Annotated in this window: 14 protein-coding genes; all 14 read left to right on the top strand. The window is 70.0% G+C overall.

Features of this window, described 5'->3' with window-relative positions; all coding sequences use genetic code 11:
- The first annotated feature begins 16 nt into the window (after nt 1–16).
- The 14 genes from ACXAHD_RS02065 (at nt 17) to ACXAHD_RS02000 (ending at nt 17,083) form a co-directional block, all read left to right on the top strand.
- Nucleotides 17–763 (top strand): NADH-quinone oxidoreductase subunit C, encoded by a 747-nt coding sequence (locus ACXAHD_RS02065; RefSeq protein WP_281552100.1) that lies wholly within the window; start codon nt 17–19, stop codon nt 761–763.
- Nucleotides 760–2,082, top strand: coding sequence for an NADH-quinone oxidoreductase subunit D (locus ACXAHD_RS02060; protein ID WP_281552099.1), 1,323 nt, complete (start codon nt 760–762; stop codon nt 2,080–2,082). Before ACXAHD_RS02065 ends, ACXAHD_RS02060 begins: the two co-directional genes overlap by 4 nt.
- On the top strand, nt 2,079–3,077 hold the full coding sequence (nuoE, locus tag ACXAHD_RS02055; protein WP_281555748.1) for an NADH-quinone oxidoreductase subunit NuoE: 999 nt from the start codon (nt 2,079–2,081) through the stop codon (nt 3,075–3,077). The genes ACXAHD_RS02060 and nuoE overlap by 4 nt, the downstream gene beginning before the upstream one ends.
- Nucleotides 3,074–4,426 (top strand): NADH-quinone oxidoreductase subunit NuoF, encoded by a 1,353-nt coding sequence (gene nuoF / locus ACXAHD_RS02050; protein ID WP_281552098.1) that lies wholly within the window; start codon nt 3,074–3,076, stop codon nt 4,424–4,426. The genes nuoE and nuoF overlap by 4 nt, the downstream gene beginning before the upstream one ends.
- Nucleotides 4,426–6,912 carry an NADH-quinone oxidoreductase subunit G gene (locus ACXAHD_RS02045; protein ID WP_475048212.1) on the top strand — a complete coding sequence of 829 codons (2,487 nt, stop codon included), beginning with the start codon at nt 4,426–4,428 and terminating at the stop codon, nt 6,910–6,912. The genes nuoF and ACXAHD_RS02045 overlap by 1 nt, the downstream gene beginning before the upstream one ends.
- Complete coding sequence (nuoH, locus tag ACXAHD_RS02040) at nt 6,909–8,258, top strand: NADH-quinone oxidoreductase subunit NuoH (protein ID WP_123607125.1); 1,350 nt, start codon at nt 6,909–6,911, stop codon at nt 8,256–8,258. Before ACXAHD_RS02045 ends, nuoH begins: the two co-directional genes overlap by 4 nt.
- A gap of 1 nt (nt 8,259) precedes the next feature.
- On the top strand, nt 8,260–8,853 hold the full coding sequence (gene nuoI, locus ACXAHD_RS02035) for an NADH-quinone oxidoreductase subunit NuoI (protein ID WP_348650034.1): 594 nt from the start codon (nt 8,260–8,262) through the stop codon (nt 8,851–8,853).
- The gene (locus ACXAHD_RS02030) at nt 8,850–9,605 is read left to right on the top strand and encodes an NADH-quinone oxidoreductase subunit J (protein ID WP_278173315.1); all 756 of its coding nucleotides are present in this window, start codon (nt 8,850–8,852) and stop codon (nt 9,603–9,605) included. The genes nuoI and ACXAHD_RS02030 overlap by 4 nt, the downstream gene beginning before the upstream one ends.
- The gene (gene nuoK, locus ACXAHD_RS02025) at nt 9,602–9,901 is read left to right on the top strand and encodes an NADH-quinone oxidoreductase subunit NuoK (protein ID WP_123607128.1); all 300 of its coding nucleotides are present in this window, start codon (nt 9,602–9,604) and stop codon (nt 9,899–9,901) included. The genes ACXAHD_RS02030 and nuoK overlap by 4 nt, the downstream gene beginning before the upstream one ends.
- 12 nt (nt 9,902–9,913) lie before the next feature.
- Entirely contained in the window at nt 9,914–11,833 is a 1,920-nt protein-coding gene (gene nuoL / locus ACXAHD_RS02020) for an NADH-quinone oxidoreductase subunit L (RefSeq protein ID WP_281552094.1), read from the top strand.
- Nucleotides 11,830–13,365 carry an NADH-quinone oxidoreductase subunit M gene (locus ACXAHD_RS02015; protein WP_281552093.1) on the top strand — a complete coding sequence of 512 codons (1,536 nt, stop codon included), beginning with the start codon at nt 11,830–11,832 and terminating at the stop codon, nt 13,363–13,365. Before nuoL ends, ACXAHD_RS02015 begins: the two co-directional genes overlap by 4 nt.
- Nucleotides 13,362–14,918 carry an NADH-quinone oxidoreductase subunit NuoN gene (nuoN, locus tag ACXAHD_RS02010; protein WP_281552092.1) on the top strand — a complete coding sequence of 519 codons (1,557 nt, stop codon included), beginning with the start codon at nt 13,362–13,364 and terminating at the stop codon, nt 14,916–14,918. The genes ACXAHD_RS02015 and nuoN overlap by 4 nt, the downstream gene beginning before the upstream one ends.
- Before the next feature lie 45 nt (nt 14,919–14,963).
- Nucleotides 14,964–16,022, top strand: a complete 1,059-nt coding sequence (locus tag ACXAHD_RS02005; RefSeq protein WP_281552091.1) for a polyprenyl synthetase family protein — start codon at nt 14,964–14,966, stop codon at nt 16,020–16,022.
- A 266-nt stretch (nt 16,023–16,288) separates the two neighbouring features.
- A complete protein-coding gene (locus tag ACXAHD_RS02000; RefSeq protein ID WP_281552090.1) occupies nt 16,289–17,083 on the top strand; it encodes an IclR family transcriptional regulator in 795 nt (264 codons plus the stop codon).
- Nucleotides 17,084–17,125: the final 42 nt, after the last annotated feature.

The raw sequence follows: 17,125 nt of genomic DNA, 5'->3' as shown, positions 1-17,125 counted from the left end.
GCGAAAGGACGATCCAGTGACCGGGCCGACCAACGCGCCCAGTGAGCAGCCGGGTGGCGGGGTACCCGCCGCCGCCCCGCCGGTCGGGGCTACCAGCGGCGCGCCGGCCGAGTTCCCGCCGGCCAGTGGAGCCGGCCGCGGCATGTTCGGCATCCAGGGCTCCGGCGACACGTCCGGCTTCGGCGGCCTGGTCCGCCGCCGGGCCAGCGTGGCCGGCACCGAGCGGCCGTACGGCGGCTACTTCGACGAGGTGTGCGACGCCCTTGAGGAGGCGTACCCGGCCTTCGCCGACGCGATCGAGAAGGTCGTGGTCGACCGGGGTGAGCTGACCCTGCACATCAAGCCGGAGCGGATCGCCGAGGTCTGCCGGGTGATGCGCGACGACGAGGCGCTGCGCTTCGAGCTCTGCTCCTCGGTGTCCGGGGCGGACTACCTGGGTGCCGACGAGCGTCGGCTGCACGTCGTCTACCAGCTGACCTCGATGACCTACCGGCGTCGGGTCCGGCTGGAGGCGGCGGTCACCGCCGAGGATCCGCACCTGCCGAGCGTCACCGCCGTCTACCCGACCGCCGACTGGCAGGAACGGGAGACGTACGACATGTTCGGCGTCGTCTTCGACGGCCACCCGGCGCTGACCCGGATCCTGATGCCGGACGACTGGGAGGGCCACCCACAGCGCAAGGACTACCCGCTGGGCGGCGTCCCGGTGGAGTACAAGGGCGCCGAGATCCCACCGCCGGACAAGCGGAGGAGCTACCAATGACGGCCGGATACGCAACCGAACGCGAGACCGACGAGGGCAAGGTCTTCACCGTCACCGGTGGCGACTGGGACACCGTGGTCGGCGGTACGGACCCGCTCACCGACGAGCGGATCATCGTCAACATGGGCCCGCAGCACCCGTCCACCCACGGGGTGCTGCGGCTGGTGCTGGAGCTGGAGGGGGAGACCGTCCGGGAGGCCCGGACGGTCGTCGGCTACCTGCACACCGGGATCGAGAAGAACCTCGAGTACCGCAACTGGGTGCAGGGCACCACGTTCGTCACCCGGATGGACTACCTGGCGCCGATCTTCAACGAGACGGCGTACAGCCTGGCGGTGGAGAAGCTGCTCGGGATCACCGACGACATCACCGAGCGGGCGAACACCATCCGGGTGCTGATGATGGAGCTCAACCGGATCTCCTCGCACCTGATCTGGCTGGGCACCACCGGCCTGGAGCTCGGCGCGATCTCGATCATGCTGTACTGCTTCCGGGAGCGCGAGTACATCCTGGAGATCTTCGAACTGGTCTCCGGGCTGCGGATGAACATGGCCTACGTGCGGCCCGGCGGGGTCGCCCAGGACGTGCCGGACGAGGCGATCACCAAGATCCGTGAGTTCCTCAAGGTGATGCCGAAGCGGCTCAAGGAGTACGAGGACCTGCTCTCCGGGCAGCCGATCTGGCTGGAGCGGACGCAGAACGTCGGGGTGCTCGACGTCACCGGTTGCCTCTCGCTGGGCGTCACCGGCCCGGTGCTGCGCTCCGCCGGCCTGGCCTGGGACCTGCGCAAGACCATGCCGTACTGCGGTTACGAGGACTACGAGTTCGACGTGCCGACCACGCCGACCGCCGACGTCTGGGGCCGCTACCTGGTCCGGATGGCCGAGATGCGCGAGTCGCTCAAGATTATCGAGCAGGCGTTGGACCGGTTGAAGCCCGGTCCGATCATGGTCGCCGACAAGAAGATCGCCTGGCCGGCGCAGCTGGCCATCGGCGTGGACGGCATGGGCAACTCGCTGGAGCACGTCGCCAAGATCATGGGTCAGTCGATGGAGTCGCTGATCCACCACTTCAAGCTGGTGACCGAGGGCTTCCGGGTGCCGCCCGGCCAGGTGTACGTCGGCATCGAGTCCCCCCGCGGCGAGTTGGGCGTGCACGCCGTCTCCGACGGCGGGACCAGACCGTACCGGGTGCACTACCGCGAACCGAGCTTCGTGAACCTCCAGGCGATCCCGGCCATGGCCGAGGGCGGGCTGCTCGCCGACGTGATCGCCGGGGGCGCCTCGTTGGACCCCGTGATGGGTGGGTGTGACCGCTGATGGGCTTCAGTCAGGAAACGCACGACCGGGCCCGGGAAATCATCGCCCGCTACCCGGCGGACCGCTCCCGGTCGGCACTGCTGCCGCTGCTGCACCTGGTGCAGTCCGAGGAGGGCTACGTCTCGCCGGCCGGCGTCGAGTTCTGCGCCGAACAGCTGGGCATCAACAAGGCCCAGGTCAGCGCGGTCGCCACCTTCTACACCATGTACAAGCGCCGGCCCACCGGCGACTGGCTGGTCAGCGTCTGCACCAACACCATGTGCGACGTACTCGGCGGCCAGCGGGTCTACGACGCGCTCAGCGAGCACCTCGGCGTCGGCCACGAGGAGACCACCGCCGACGGCACCATCACCCTGGAGCACGCCGAGTGCCTGGCCGCCTGCGACTACGGCCCGGTGATGACCGTCAACTACGACTTCTTCGACAAGGTCGACCCGGACATCGCGCTCGGCGTGGTCGCCGAGCTGCAGTCCGGCGGCCGCCCGGCACCCACCCGGGGTGCCCGGCTGTGCACGCTGAAGGAGATGTCGCTGCAGCTGGCCGGCTTCTCCGACACCCGCGAGGGCGCGGTCGCCGACGGTCCGGCCGGCGATGCCACGCTGCGCGGCCTGCGGCTGGCCCAGCAGCACGGCGTCTCGGTCGCCGGCTTCGACCCGAACACGCCGATCAGCGGCGACACCCCCGCCCCGGCACCCAGCCGGCCGGCGCCGGCGGCGACCGGCAGCACCGCGCCGGACGTCAAGGCACCGCAGGCCAAGTCGCCGGAGATCCGGGCCGCCGAGACCCGCGCCCCGGACGCGAAGACCCCGGCCCCGGACGCCCCCGGCACCACCGTGCCGACCGACCGGGCCGAGCCGGACAGCGACGCCGAGGCCGCCGAGTCGGCCGGCGCCGCCGCCAACCCGCCCGCCGGTGACGCCAAACCGGCCGGCGACAACTCGCAGCCACAGCGCGGGTCGCTGCGGGACGCGCGCAGCGAGGAGGGCACCCGATGACCCAGCCGCGACAGGAAACTCTGCAGAAGCTGACCCCGGTGCTGACCAAGCGTTGGCTGTCACCGGACGCCTGGAAGATCGACGTCTACCAGCAGCTCGACGGCTACGCCGCGCTGCGCAAGGTGCTGACCGGTACGCCGGACGGCCGGGGTCGCGGCGCCGACCCGGTGCACCCGGACGACCTGATCAAGCTGATCAAGGACTCCGGGCTGCGTGGTCGGGGCGGTGCCGGCTTCCCCACCGGCCTCAAGTGGGGGTTCATTCCGCAGGGCGACGGCAAGCCGCACTACCTGGTGGTCAACGCCGACGAGGGCGAGCCGGGCACCTGCAAGGACCTGCCGCTGATGATGTACGACCCGCACTCGCTGGTCGAAGGCGTCATCATCGCCTCGTACGCGATCCGGGCCAGCCGCGCCTACATCTACATCCGCGGTGAGGCGGTGCACGCCGCCCGGCGGCTGCGCAACGCGGTCGACGAGGCGTACCGGGCCGGCTACCTCGGCACGGACATCCTCGGCTCCGGGTTCGATCTGGACCTGGTGGTGCACAGCGGCGCGGGTGCCTACATCTGCGGCGAGGAGACGGCGCTGCTGGACTCCCTCGAAGGGTTCCGTGGCCAGCCCCGGCTGCGTCCGCCGTTCCCGGCCACCCACGGCCTGTACGCCTGCCCGACCGTGGTCAACAACGTCGGCACCATCTCCAGCGTGCCGTACATCGTGCTCGGCGGCGCCGCCTGGTGGAAGAGCATGGGTACGGAGAAGTCGTCCGGCCCGATGATCTACTCGCTCTCCGGCCGGATCGCCAACCCGGGGCAGTACGAGTGCTCGATGGGCATCACCCTGCGCGAGCTGATCGAGCTGGCCGGCGGCATGCAGCCCGGTCACGAGCTGCGGTTCTGGACGCCGGGCGGTTCGTCGACCCCGCTGCTCACCGCCGAGCACCTGGACGTACCACTGGACTTCGAAGGGGTGGCCGGCGCCGGCTCGATCCTCGGCACCACCGCCACCCAGATCTTCTCCGACCAGGACTGCCCGGTGTACGCCACCTACCGGTGGCTGGAGTTCTACCACCACGAGTCGTGCGGCAAGTGCACCCCGTGCCGGGAGGGCAACTACTGGATGGTGCGGGTCTTCCGGCGGATCCTGGCCGGCCAGGGCACCCACGAGGACCTGGACACCCTGCTCGACACCTGCGACAACATCCTCGGCCGCTCGTTCTGTGGCCTCGGCGACGGCGCGACCAGCTCGGTGACCTCCTCGCTGAAGTACTTCAAGCAGGACTACCTCGACTACATCGAGGGCCGCACGGCACCGAAGCTGTCGGAGAAGACTCTGGTGGGGGCCCACTGATGAGTGACGTAGCGAAAGCCACCGAGACGGTGACGTTGACCATCGACGGCGTCGAGGTCACCGCGCCCAAGGGCGCCCTGCTGATCCGGGTCGCCGAGAAGCTGGGCATCGAGATCCCCCGGTTCTGCGACCACCCGCTACTCGCCCCGGCCGGCGCCTGCCGGCAGTGTCTGGTCGACGTGGAGGGGCAGCGCAAACCCGTCGCCTCCTGCACCCAGACGGTCGCCGACGGCATGGTGGTCCGCACCCAGCTCACCTCCGAGGTGGCCAAGAAGGCCCAGCAGGGGATCATGGAGCTGCTGCTGGTCAACCACCCGCTCGACTGCCCGATGTGCGACAAGGGCGGCGAGTGTCCGCTGCAGAACCAGGCGATGTCCACCGGCCGGCCGGACTCCCGGTTCCACGAGCACAAGCGGGAGTACCCGAAGCCCGTCGAGATCTCCACCCAGGTGCTGCTGGACCGGGAGCGCTGCGTGCTCTGCCAGCGCTGCACCCGGTTCTCCGAGGAGATTGCCGGCGACGCCTTCATCGACCTGATGGACCGCTCCTCCGGCGAGCAGATCAACGTCTACCGGGACGAGGCGTTCGGCGCCGAGCCGACGCCGGACGGTGAGGGCGACGGTGATGTGCCGTTCAACTCCTACTTTTCCGGCAACACGGTGCAGATCTGCCCGGTCGGCGCGCTCACCGGTGCCCAGTACCGGTTCCGGGCCCGCCCGTTCGACCTGGTCTCCTCGCCGAGCGTCTGTGAGCACTGCTCGGCCGGCTGCGCACAGCGGACCGACCACCGGCGCGGCAAGGTGATGCGTCGGCTGGCCGGCGACGACCCGGCGGTCAACGAGGAGTGGAACTGCGACAAGGGCCGGTGGGGGTTCCGCTACGCCACCGCCACTGACCGGCTCACCACCCCGCTGGTCCGCGACGCCGACACCGGTGAGCTGCGGGAGGCGTCCTGGAGCGAGGCCCTGGCGGTCGCCGCCGACGGGCTGCGCAACGCCCGCGACGGGGCGTACGGCGTCGGGGTGCTCACCGGCGGTCGGCTCACCGTCGAGGACGCGTACGCGTACGCCAAGTTCGCCCGGGTGGCGCTGCGCACCAACGACATCGACTTCCGGGCCCGGCCGGTCACCGGTGCCGCCGGCTCCACCGAGGAGGCCGACTTCCTGGCCGCCCGGGTGGCCGGCGCCTCCGACGTCACCTACGCCGACGTCGAGCGGGCCCCGGTGGTGGTGGTCGCCGGGCTGGAGCCGGAGGAGGAGTGCCCGATCCTCTTCCTGCGGCTGCGCAAGGCGTACAGCAAGAAAGGGCTGCGGGTGATCGCCCTGGCCCCGTATCTGAGCCGCGGCCTGGAGAAGCTGGGCGCCACGTTGGTGCCGACCGTGCCCGGCGACGAGGCGCGGCTGCTCACCGAGGACCGCGCGGTCACCGAGGCGCTCGGTCGGTCCGGCGCGATCCTGTTCGTCGGCGAGCGGCTGGCCACCGTACCCGGTGGGTTGTCGGCCGCCGGCGCGGTCGCCGAGCGGGCCGGCGCGAAGCTGGCCTGGGTGCCGCGTCGGGCCGGTGACCGGGGCGCGGTCGACGCCGGCTGCCTGCCGAACCTGCTGCCCGGCGGTCGTCCGGTCGCCGACGCGGCGGCCCGGGCGGAGCTGACCGGGGCCTGGGACATCGGTGCCGGGACCATCCCGTCCGAGCCGGGCCGCGACGTCGACGCGATCGTCGCGGCGACCGCCGCCGGCAAGATCGGCGCGCTGGTCGTCGCCGGGGTCGACCCGGCCGACCTGGCCGACCCGCGGCTCGCCGAGCAGGCCCTCGACGCGGTGCCGTTCCTGGTCAGCCTGGAGATCCGGCACAGCGCGGTGACCCGCCGCGCGGACGTGGTCCTGCCGGTGGCACCGGCGGTGGAGAAGGCCGGCAGCTACCTCGACTGGGAGGGCCGGCTGCGCACCTTCGAAGCGGTGCTGACCACCACCGCCATGGCCGACTCCCGGGTGCTCGATGCGCTCGCCGCTCAGCTCGGTGTGGCACTCGGCACCGGCGAGGTCAACCTGATCCGCCGGGAGCTGGGCGCGCTGCCGGCCACCAAGGCGCAGCGTCCCGGGCTCCCGCTGGTTGACCCGACGGCACCGGCCAGCCCGGGTGCCGGCGAGGCGGTGCTGGCCACCTGGCACCACCTGATCGACCTCGGCAGCCTCACCGACGGCGACCCCTACCTGGGCGGCACCGCGCGGCCGCCGGTGGTCCGGCTGGCCAAGTCGCTGGCCGGGGCGCTCGGGGTGGCCGACGGGGATCCGGTCACCGTCGGCACCGACCGGGGCGCGGTCACCCTGCCGGCGTCGGTCACCGACCTGCTGCCCGACGGGGTGGTCTGGCTACCTACGAACTCGCCCGGCTCGACGGTGCGCCGCAGCCTCGGCGCGGTCTCCGGATCAGTGGTCCGGGTCAGCCACAACGGCGCGACGAACCCGAACCTAGGGGGTCTGCGGTGAACCCACTGGCACAGGAACCGACGCTGTCCGACTTCGGGCTGGACCCCTGGTGGCTGATCCTGATCAAGGTGGTCTTCGCCTTCGTGTTCGGGCTGCTGGGCACCCTGCTCGGGGTCTGGTTCGAGCGGCGGGTGGTCGGCCGGATGCAGGTCCGTCCCGGCCCCAACCAGGCCGGCCCGTTCGGCCTGCTGCAGACCCTGGCCGACGGGCTGAAGATGGCCTTCAAGGAGGACATCCTCCCCAAGGCGTCGGACAAGGTGGTCTACTTCTTCGCCCCGACCATCTCGGTGATCTGCGCGGTCACCGCGCTGTCGGTGATCCCGTTCGGCCCGATGGTGAGCATCTTCGGCACCCGGACCCCGCTGCAGGTCACCGACGTGCCGGTGGCGGTGCTGGTGCTGCTGGCCTGCTCGTCGATGGGCGTGTACGGGCTGGTGCTCGGCGGCTGGGCGTCCGGGTCGACGTACCCGCTGCTCGGTGGTCTGCGCTCGACGGCGCAGGTGATCTCGTACGAGATCGCGCTCGGGTTGTCGGTGGTCGGCGTCTTCATGACCGCCGGCACCATGTCGACCAGCGGGATCGTCGCCGCCCAGTCCGGCGGTGACCTGTTCACCTCGATCGGCGGGTTCGACCTGTACGCCCCGGGCTGGTACGCGATCCTGCTGCTGCCCAGCTTCATCATCTTCTTCATCGCTGCGGTGGCGGAGACCAACCGGGCGCCGTTCGATCTGCCCGAGGCGGAGTCCGAGCTGGTCGCCGGGTACATGACCGAGTACAGCTCGCTGAAGTTCGCGCTGTTCATGCTCTCCGAGTACGTCGCCATGGTGACCATGTCGGCGGTGACGGTGACACTGTTCCTCGGCGGCTGGCGGGCCCCCTGGCCGATCAGCATCTGGGACGGGGCGAACAGCGGCTGGTGGCCGATGCTCTGGTTCATGGGCAAGGTCATCGCGCTGATCTTCGTTTTCGTCTGGCTCCGCGGCACCCTGCCCCGGCTGCGCTACGACCAGTTCATGCGGTTCGGCTGGAAGGTGCTGCTGCCGATCAACCTGGCCTGGATTCTGGCCCTCGGCGGAATCCGGGTGACCAGCGGCTGGGAGCGCAACGACCGGCTGATCGCGATCGGTATCCCGGTCGCCATCCTGCTCGCCGTGGTGATCTTCTGGCCGACGCGCAAGGAGCGGCCGGCGCCGACCCTGCAGGAGCAGGTCGACTCCCGGCCACCGGGCAGCTTCCCGCTGCCCCCGATGGACCTGCAGGTCCCGCCCAGCCCGCGGGCCAAGCGGGCGGTAGCCGAACGGGAACCGGCCCAGGTCGGTCCCGCCACCGACGACAAGGAGGTGTGACGTGGGCGCGATCACGGGAACGTTCAAGGGCTTCGGGGTCACCTTCTCCCACATGTTCCGCAAGGTGGTCACCACCGACTACCCGTTCAAGCCGCCGGTGTCCGCGCCGCGCTACCACGGCCGGCACATCCTCAACCGGCACCCGGACGGGCTGGAAAAATGCATCGGCTGTGAGCTGTGCGCCTGGGCCTGCCCGGCCGACGCGATCTACGTCGAGGGCGGCGACAACACCGAGGAGCAGCGGTTCTCCCCGGGTGAGCGGTACGCCAGCACGTACCAGATCAACTACGCGCGGTGCATCTTCTGCGGGCTGTGCATCGAGGCCTGCCCGACCCGGTCGTTGACCATGAGTAACGAGTACGAGTTGGCCCGCGACTCCCGGCAGGACCTGATCTTCACCAAGGAGCAGCTGCTGGCGCCGCTGCTGCCGGGGATGGAGCAGCCGCCGCACCCGATGAGGTTGGGCGACAGCGAGAAGGACTACTACGTCGGCGCGCTGACCAACCCGGGCACCTCGGCGGGTGCCGAACGGGCGCCCTGGTCGGAGCAGGGCACCCAGGACGGCTCGGGGACGACGGGAGAGGGCAAGTCATGACCGAGCTCGCAGCGGAGGTCTCCACCGGGGAGGCGGTGACCTTCTGGATCCTGGCTCCGCTCGCGCTGCTCGGCGCGATCGGCATGGTGTGGGCCCGCAACGCGGTGCACTCCGCGCTCTGGCTGGTGCTGACCATGCTCTGCCTCGGCGTGTTCTACGTCGTGCAGGGCGGGCCGTTCATCGGCCTGGTGCAGATCATCGTCTACACCGGCGCGATCATGATGCTCTTCCTGTTCGTGCTGATGCTGGTCGGCCGGGACGCCTCCGACTCGTTGATCGAGACGCTGCGCGGACAGCGGATCGCCGCGGTCGCCCTCGGCGTCGGCTTCGCCGCGCTGGTCGGCACCGGGCTGTACCGGGGCCTCGGCGGGGTGCAGGCGGTCGGCCTGGAGCAGGCCAACGCGGACGGCAACGTGCAGGGCATCGCCGCCCTGCTGTTCGGCCGCTACCTGGTCGCGTTCGAGGTGACCGCCGCCCTGCTGACCACCGCTGCGATCGGCGCGTTGATCCTGGCGCACATCGAGAAGCGCAAGGAGCAGCGGCGCGGCCAGCCGGAAATGATGCGGGCCCGGTTCGCCCCCGGCAACTACCCCGGCCCGAAGCCGGGTCCGGGTGTCTACGCCACCTCCACCTCGGTGGCCACCCCCGGCCGGCTGCCGGACGGCACGCTCACCGACCGGAGCATCCCGGCGATCCTGCCGACGCGCGAACTCTCGCCCAGCGAGGCCGCCCCGAAGGGGACTGACAAATGACTCCGGACAACTACCTGATCCTGTCGGCGGTGCTGTTCACCATCGGCGCGGTCGGCGTGCTGGTCCGCCGTAACGCGATCGTGCTGTTCATGTGCATCGAGCTGATGCTCAACTCCGCGAACCTGGCGCTGGTCACGTTCAGCCGGATCAACGGTGACCTCAACGGCCAGATCATCGCCTTCTTCGTGATGGTCGTGGCGGCAGCCGAGGTGGTCGTGGGGCTCGCCATCATCATGACCATCTTCCGGACTCGACGCTCGGCGAGCGTCGACGACGCCAACCTGCTGAAGTACTAAAGGGGCCCACGCGTGGAATCGACTGTGGAGTACGCCCAGGCCACGGGGCTGCTGAGTAGCGTGTGGCTGCTGGTGGCCATCCCGCTGGCCAGTGCGGCGATCCTGCTGCTGCTCGGCAAGCGCGCCGACAAGTGGGGACACTGGCTCGGGGTGGTCGCCGTCGGAGCGGCCTTCGTCCTCGGCCTGACCTACTTCTTCCAGCTACGCGGCCTGGACAACCGGGCGGTCGAGCTGAGCCTGTGGGAGTTCATCGAGGTCGGTGGCCTGTCGGTGGACTTCGGGCTGCTGTTCGACCCGCTGTCGGCGGTCTTCGTGCTGCTGATCACCGGCGTGGGTTTCCTGATCCACGTGTACGCGGTCGAGTACATGTCGCACGACGCCGGACGACGGCGCTTCTTCGCGTACTTCAACCTGTTCGTCGCCGCGATGCTGGTGCTGGTACTGGGCAACAACTACGTGATGCTCTTCCTCGGCTGGGAGGGCGTCGGTCTGGCGTCGTACCTGCTGATCTCGTTCTGGTACCACCTGCCGGCCGCGGCGACCGCCGGTAAGAAGGCGTTCCTGATGAACCGGGTCGGCGACGCCGGCCTGGTGCTGGCGATCTTCCTGATGTTCGCCACGCTCGGGACCACCCAGTTCGAGGCGGTGTTCACCGGTGCCGGCGCGTTGGCGTCCGGCACCATCCTGGCGATGGGCCTGTTGCTGCTGCTCGGCGCCACCGGCAAGTCCGGCCAGTTCCCGCTGCAGGCGTGGTTGCCGGACGCGATGGAGGGCCCGACCCCGGTGTCGGCGCTGATCCACGCCGCCACGATGGTCACCGCCGGCGTCTACCTGATCGCCCGGTCCAACCCGATCTTCTCGGCCAACCCGACGCTGCAGACCGTGGTGGTCAGCGTCGGCGCGCTCACCCTGCTGATCGGCGCGGTCATCGGCTGTGCCAAGGACGACATCAAACGGGTGCTGGCCTGGTCGACGGTCTCCCAGATCGGCTACATGTTCCTCGGCGTCGGGCTCGGCGGCGGCGCGTACGCGCTGGCGATCGTGCACCTGCTGGCGCACGGATTCTTCAAGGCCGGGCTGTTCCTCGGCGCCGGCTCGGTGATGCACGGGATGAAGGACCAGACCGACATCCGGCGGTTCGGCGGCCTGTGGCGGCACATGAAGATCACCTGGGCGACCTTCGGGCTGGCCTGGCTGGCGATCATCGGCATCTGGCCGCTGTCCGGCTACTTCTCCAAGGAGCCGATCATCGCGGCCGCCTTCGAGCGGGAGGACTGGACCGCCTGGCTGTTCGGCGGCGCCGCCCTGCTCGGTGCCGGGCTGACCGCCTTCTACATGACGCGGCTGTTCATTCTCACCTTCCATGGCCCGAAGCGGTGGACCGACGACATCGACCACCCGCACGAGTCGCCGGCGCTGATGTGGGTGCCGCTGGTCCTGCTGGCGGTCGGCTCGGTCGCCGCCGGCTGGCTGATGTCCACCTCGGTGCCCGAGTGGCTGACCCCGGTGCTGGGCACCGAGGAGGGCCACCACGAAGCGGTGCTGTCACACGGCACGGTCACCATCCTGGCGCTGGTGATCACCGTGCTCGGTGCGCTGCTCGGCTGGCTGCTGTTCCGCAACGGCACCGCCGAACAGGAGCAGCCGGCCGGGGTGCTGGTCACCGCGGCCCGGCACAACCTCTACACCGACGCGGTCAACCGGGCGGTCTTCGAAAAGCCGGGCGTCTTCCTCACCCGGGCGCTGGTCTTCCTCGACAACCGGGGAGTCGACGGCCTGGTCAACGGGCTGGCTGCCGCGATCGGTGGCAGCTCCGGGCGGCTTCGGCGGCTGCAGACCGGCTTCGTGCGTTCGTACGCGATGTCCGTGCTCGCCGGTGCCTTCGTGGTGGTCGCGGCGTTCCTCGCCCTGCAGATGGGATGGCTGGCGTGAACGACTTTCCGTTCCTCTCGGTGCTGACCGTGGCGCCGCTGGCCGGCGCGCTCGTGGTGGCGCTCGTCCCGCGCCGCCAGGGGGAGCTGGCCAAGTGGCTGGCGCTCGGCTGGTCGGTGGCGGTGCTGGTGCTGTCACTGGTGATGTGGTTCGCCTTCACCGTCGGCGGCGACCGGTTCCAGTTCCGTGAGTCGTACCCGTGGATCCCCAACTGGGGGGTCAACTTCACCTTCGCGGCCGACGGCATCGCGTTGGTCATGCTGATGCTGATCGCCGTGCTGGTGCCGCTGGTGATCCTCGCCTCCTGGCACGACGCGGAGGCGTCGAAGCGGTCGGTGCCGGTCTACTTCGGCCTGTTGCTGCTGCTCGAAGGCACGATGATCGGCGTCTTCGCCGCCGCTGACATCTTCCTGTTCTACGTGTTCTTCGAGGTCATGCTGGTGCCGATGTACTTCCTGATCGGCAGCTACGGCGGCCACCAGCGGCAGTACGCGGCGGTGAAGTTTTTCCTCTACTCGCTGGTCGGCGGCCTGTTCATGCTGGCCGCGGTGATCGGGCTGTGGGTGGTCGGCGGGCAGACCTTCGACTGGCAGGCGCTCAGCGAGATCGACATGTCCACCGGCGTGGAACGCTGGCTGTTCCTCGGCTTCTTCGTGGCGTTCGCGATCAAGGCGCCGTTCTTCCCGTTCCACACCTGGCTGCCGGACGCCGGTGGTGCGGCACCGGCCGGCTCGGCCGCGCTGCTGGTCGGCGTGATGGACAAGGTCGGTACGTTCGGCATCCTGCGTTACTGTCTGGGGCTGTTCCCGGAGGCGTCGCAGTGGTTCGCGCCGTGGGCGCTGACCCTGGCCGTGATCGGCATCATCTACGCGGCCCTGCTGGCCGTCGGCCAGAACGACCTGAAGCGGCTGGTGTCGTACACCTCGATCTCGCACTTCGGTTTCATCGGGGTCGGCATTTTCGCGTTCACCACCCAGGCCGGCACCGGCGCGGTGCTGTACATGGTCAACCACGGGCTCGCCACCGGCCTGCTCTTCCTGGTCGTCGGGATGTTCGTGGCCCGGCGCGGCTCCGCGCTGATCAGCGACTTCGGCGGAGCAGGCAAGATGGTCCCGGTGCTCGCCGGGGTGTTCTTCTTCGCCGGGCTGACGTCGCTGGCGCTGCCCGGGACCGCCCCGTTCATCTCCGAGTTCCTGGTGCTGATCGGCACCTTCTCGGTGAACAAGCCGGTCGCGGTGATCGCCACCCTCGGCATCATTCTGGCGGCGGCGTACGTGCTGTGGATGGTGCAGCGCACCACCCAGGGCACGTTGAACCCGGCGCTGACCACGGTCGACGGCATGAAGCGCGACATCACCCTGCGGGAGAAGGTCGTGGTGGCCCCGCTGATCGCCCTGATCCTGCTGTTCGGCTTCTACCCGAAGCCGTTGACCGACGTCATCAACCCGGCCATCGAGGCGACGTTGTTCGATGACGTCGGCACGTCCGACCCCGCCCCGACCGAGGGCGTAATCCAGGAGGCGGCCCGGTGAGCGAGTTCTCATCCCCCGCGATCGACTACGCGGCGATCTCGCCGATGCTGATCCTGTTCGGCGCGGCGATGATCGGCGTACTCGTCGAGGCGTTCGTGCCCCGCTCACTGCGCAACCCGGTGCAGCTGGTGCTGGCCCTGGCCAGCATGGTCGGCGCGCTGGTCGCGGTGGTCCTGCAGGGCAGCACCCGGACGGTGACCGCCGGCGAGGCGATCGCCGTCGACGGCCCGACGCTGTTCCTGCAGGGCGCGATCCTGGTGCTCGGCGTGATGGCGATGCTGCTGATCGGTGAGCGGTCGTTGGAGACCGGCGGCGCCTTCGTCGCCCAGGCGGCGATCGTGGTCAACTCAGCCGAAGACCGCAAACAGGCGGCCGGCCGGTCCGGCGCCACCGAGGTCTACCCGTTGGCGTTGTTCGCCCTCGCCGGCATGCTGCTGTTCGTCGCGGCCAACGACCTGCTGACCATGTTCATCGCCCTGGAGGCGTTCTCGCTTCCGCTGTACCTGCTCTGCGCGCTGGCCCGCCGGCGGCGGCTGCTCAGCCAGGAGGCGGCCCTCAAGTACTTCATGCTGGGCGCCTACTCGTCGGCGTTCTTCCTGTTCGGGCTGGCGCTGACCTACGGCTTCACCTCTGGGGTGGACAGCCCGACCGGGCCCGGGGTGGACTTCGCCACCATCCGGGCGGCGGTGGAGACCTCGGAGTCCAGCCCGGTGCTGTTGTTCGCCGGCATCGCGCTGATCTCGGTCGGCCTGCTGTTCAAGGCGACCGCTGCCCCGTTCCACGTCTGGGCCCCGGACGTCTACCAGGGGGCACCGACGCCGGTGACCGGCTTCATGGCCGCCTGCACCAAGGTCGCCGCGTTCGGCGCGCTGCTACGGGTGCTGCACGTGGCGTTCTACGGCGCGGCATGGGACTTCACCCCGGTGCTCGGCACGATCGCCATCCTGACCATGCTGGTCGGGGCGATCCTGGCGGTCACCCAGACCGACATCAAGCGGCTGCTGGCGTACTCGTCGGTGGCCAACGCCGGTTACCTGCTGGTCGGCGTGCTGTCGCTGTCCGCCGAGGGCCTGGCCAGCACGATGTTCTACCTGGTGGCGTACGGCTTCATCGTGCTCGCCGCGTTCGCGGTGGTCACCCTGGTCCGCGACGCCGACGGCGAGGCCACCCACCTGTCCCGCTGGGCGGGGCTGGGCCGGCGCTCGCCGATGTTCGCCGGCATCTTCACCTTCATCCTCCTGGCGTTCGCCGGCATCCCGTTGACCAGCGGCTTCACCAGCAAGTTCGCCATCTTCGGGGCGGCGGTCGGGGACGGTCAGATCTGGCTGGTGATCGCCGGTGTGGTGACCAGCATGATCCTCGCCTTCCCGTACCTGCGGGTGGTGGTGATGATGTGGCTGAGCGAGCCGAGCGACGCCACCCCGACGGTGGTCATCCCCGGCGCGCTGACCTCGGCGGCACTGATGATCGGCGTACTGGCCACCCTGCTGCTCGGGGTCGCGCCGGGCGCGCTGCTCGACCTGACCAGCAACGCCGCCGAGTTTGTCCGATGAACCACCTCACCCGCCCCCAACCTGGGCAGCCACCGCCGCTGTGGCATGGTTGGGGGTGTGGTGAGGACGGCTGACGGCAGCTCCTTCGCGCCTGGCGCGGGAGCGGTGACCTCGATCGGGATCGACATCGTCGACCCGCAGCTGCAGGCGTCCATCGCCGGGATCCTGGCCGACGTCGAGGCCGAGCTGCGGGGCAGCGTGTTCAGCGCCGACCCGTTCGTCACCGAGGCGGCCCGCCACCTGGTCGAGGCCGGCGGCAAACGGTTCCGCCCGCTGCTGGTGGCGCTCGGTGCGCACTTCGGCGACCCGGCGGCGCGGCTGGTGGTGCCGGCGGCCGTGGTGATGGAGCTGACCCATCTGGCGACGCTCTACCACGATGACGTGATGGATGAGGCGCCGGTGCGTCGCGGTGCACCGAGCGCCAACTCGCGGTGGACCAACTCGGTGGCGATCCTGGTCGGGGACTACCTGTTCGCCCGGGCCGCCGACCTCGCCGCAGACCTCGGTATCGAGGCGGTACGGCTGCAGGCCCGCACGTTCGCCCGGTTGGTGCACGGCCAGATCGCAGAGACGGTCGGCCCGCGTGACGAGGAGCAGCCGGTCAACCACTATCTGCAGGTAATCGGGGACAAAACCGGGTCGTTGATCGCGACGTCCGCACGGTTCGGCGGGATGTTCGGCGGCGCGACCCCAGAGCATGTCGAGGCCCTGGCCGGGTACGGCGAGATCATCGGGGTGGCGTTCCAGCTCTCCGACGACCTGCTCGACATCGCCTCGGACTCCGCCCAGTCGGGCAAGACACCCGGTACCGATCTGCGGGAGGGGGTGCACACGCTCCCGGTGCTCTACGCGCTCGGCTCGGACGACGGCGACGCCGCCTCCCGGCGACTGCGGGAGATCCTGGCCGCCGGCCCGGTCACCGACGACGATCTGCACGCCGAGGCGCTCGCTCTGCTGCGTGAGTCGCCGGCGCTGAAACGGGCCCGGGAGACGGTGCGCGGCTACGCCGAGGACGCCCGGTCCCGGCTCGCGCCGCTGCCGCCCGGCCCGGCCCGGCAGGCGATGCAGTCGCTGTGCGACTTCATCGCCGACCGGACGAACTAACCGGGTAGCCGGGGTCCGGTCGTGATCCTGGTCTGGGATCCGGTACTGGTCCGGCCCGGTCGGCACGGGCGGACCTCTGCCGGTCGGCGGCGGTACGGGCGACGACCGGCACCGCCATTTGCGATGATGTTGCGCTAGCCAATAGCATGAACCGTACGTGTCGGGCGCCACACCGATAGTCGCCACCTGGTGCCCCCGATTCGAAAGGGCATTCCACAGGCGGCTGTCTTTTCATATGGTGTAAGTCCCCGGCGGCGGAGGTGGTTGTGCGCGACCCCTTGGCGGAACCTTCGGACCTCATCCGGAGCGTTTCACGGGCACTGCGTGTGCTCGAAGCGGTCGGACGTGCCCCGCGCGGACTGACCGTCAAACAGATTGCCCGGCGCTGCGAGCTGACCGTGGCGACCACGTACCACCTGGTGCGCACCCTGGCGTACGAGGGCTACGTGATCCGTCGCGAGGACGGTACCTACATCGTCGGCCTCGAGGTCGCGGACCGCTACCGCGAACTGGTCGCCGCATTCCGCGGCCCGCCAGCGGTCGGCGAGGCGCTGCGCCGCGCAGCGGCGGAGACCGGCTACAGCCACTACCTCGGCCGCTTCGTCGGCGCCCAGGTGGCGGTGACCGCGTCGGCCGAAGGGCTGCGCTCGCCGTACCTGGAGGACATGGTGCCCGGGTTCGACGAGGGGGCGCACGCCACCGCGCTGGGCAAGGCGCTGCTCGCGACCCTCACCCCCGAACAGCGGTTCCGTTACCTCAAAGAGTTCGGCATGCGGCCGTTCACCTCGGCCACGATCACCTCCATCGAGGGCTTCGAAGCCGATCTCGCGGTCGGCGACCGGCGTGGCATGCACCTGGAGATCGGGCAGTACCGGCAGGGCCTGGCCTGCGCCGCGGTGATGGTCAACGCGGACAAGGACGTCGAGCGGCGGGTGGCGATCGCCTGCGCGTTGCCGGCGGCCGAGATGATGACCTCGGCCCGGGTGGTCCGCGCGAAGCTGCTCACCGCCGCCAGGGCGGTCGCCGAGGCGATGACCGGCCCGGAGCATCCGGGCAGCTGAAAACAGTTTCTCCAGGACCTTGAACCGCCCGGCCAGCGGCTA

It is taken from the genome of Micromonospora sp. ABR4_055 (assembly GCF_056160425.1).
This window is presented reverse-complemented; position numbering and strand designations above follow the sequence as displayed.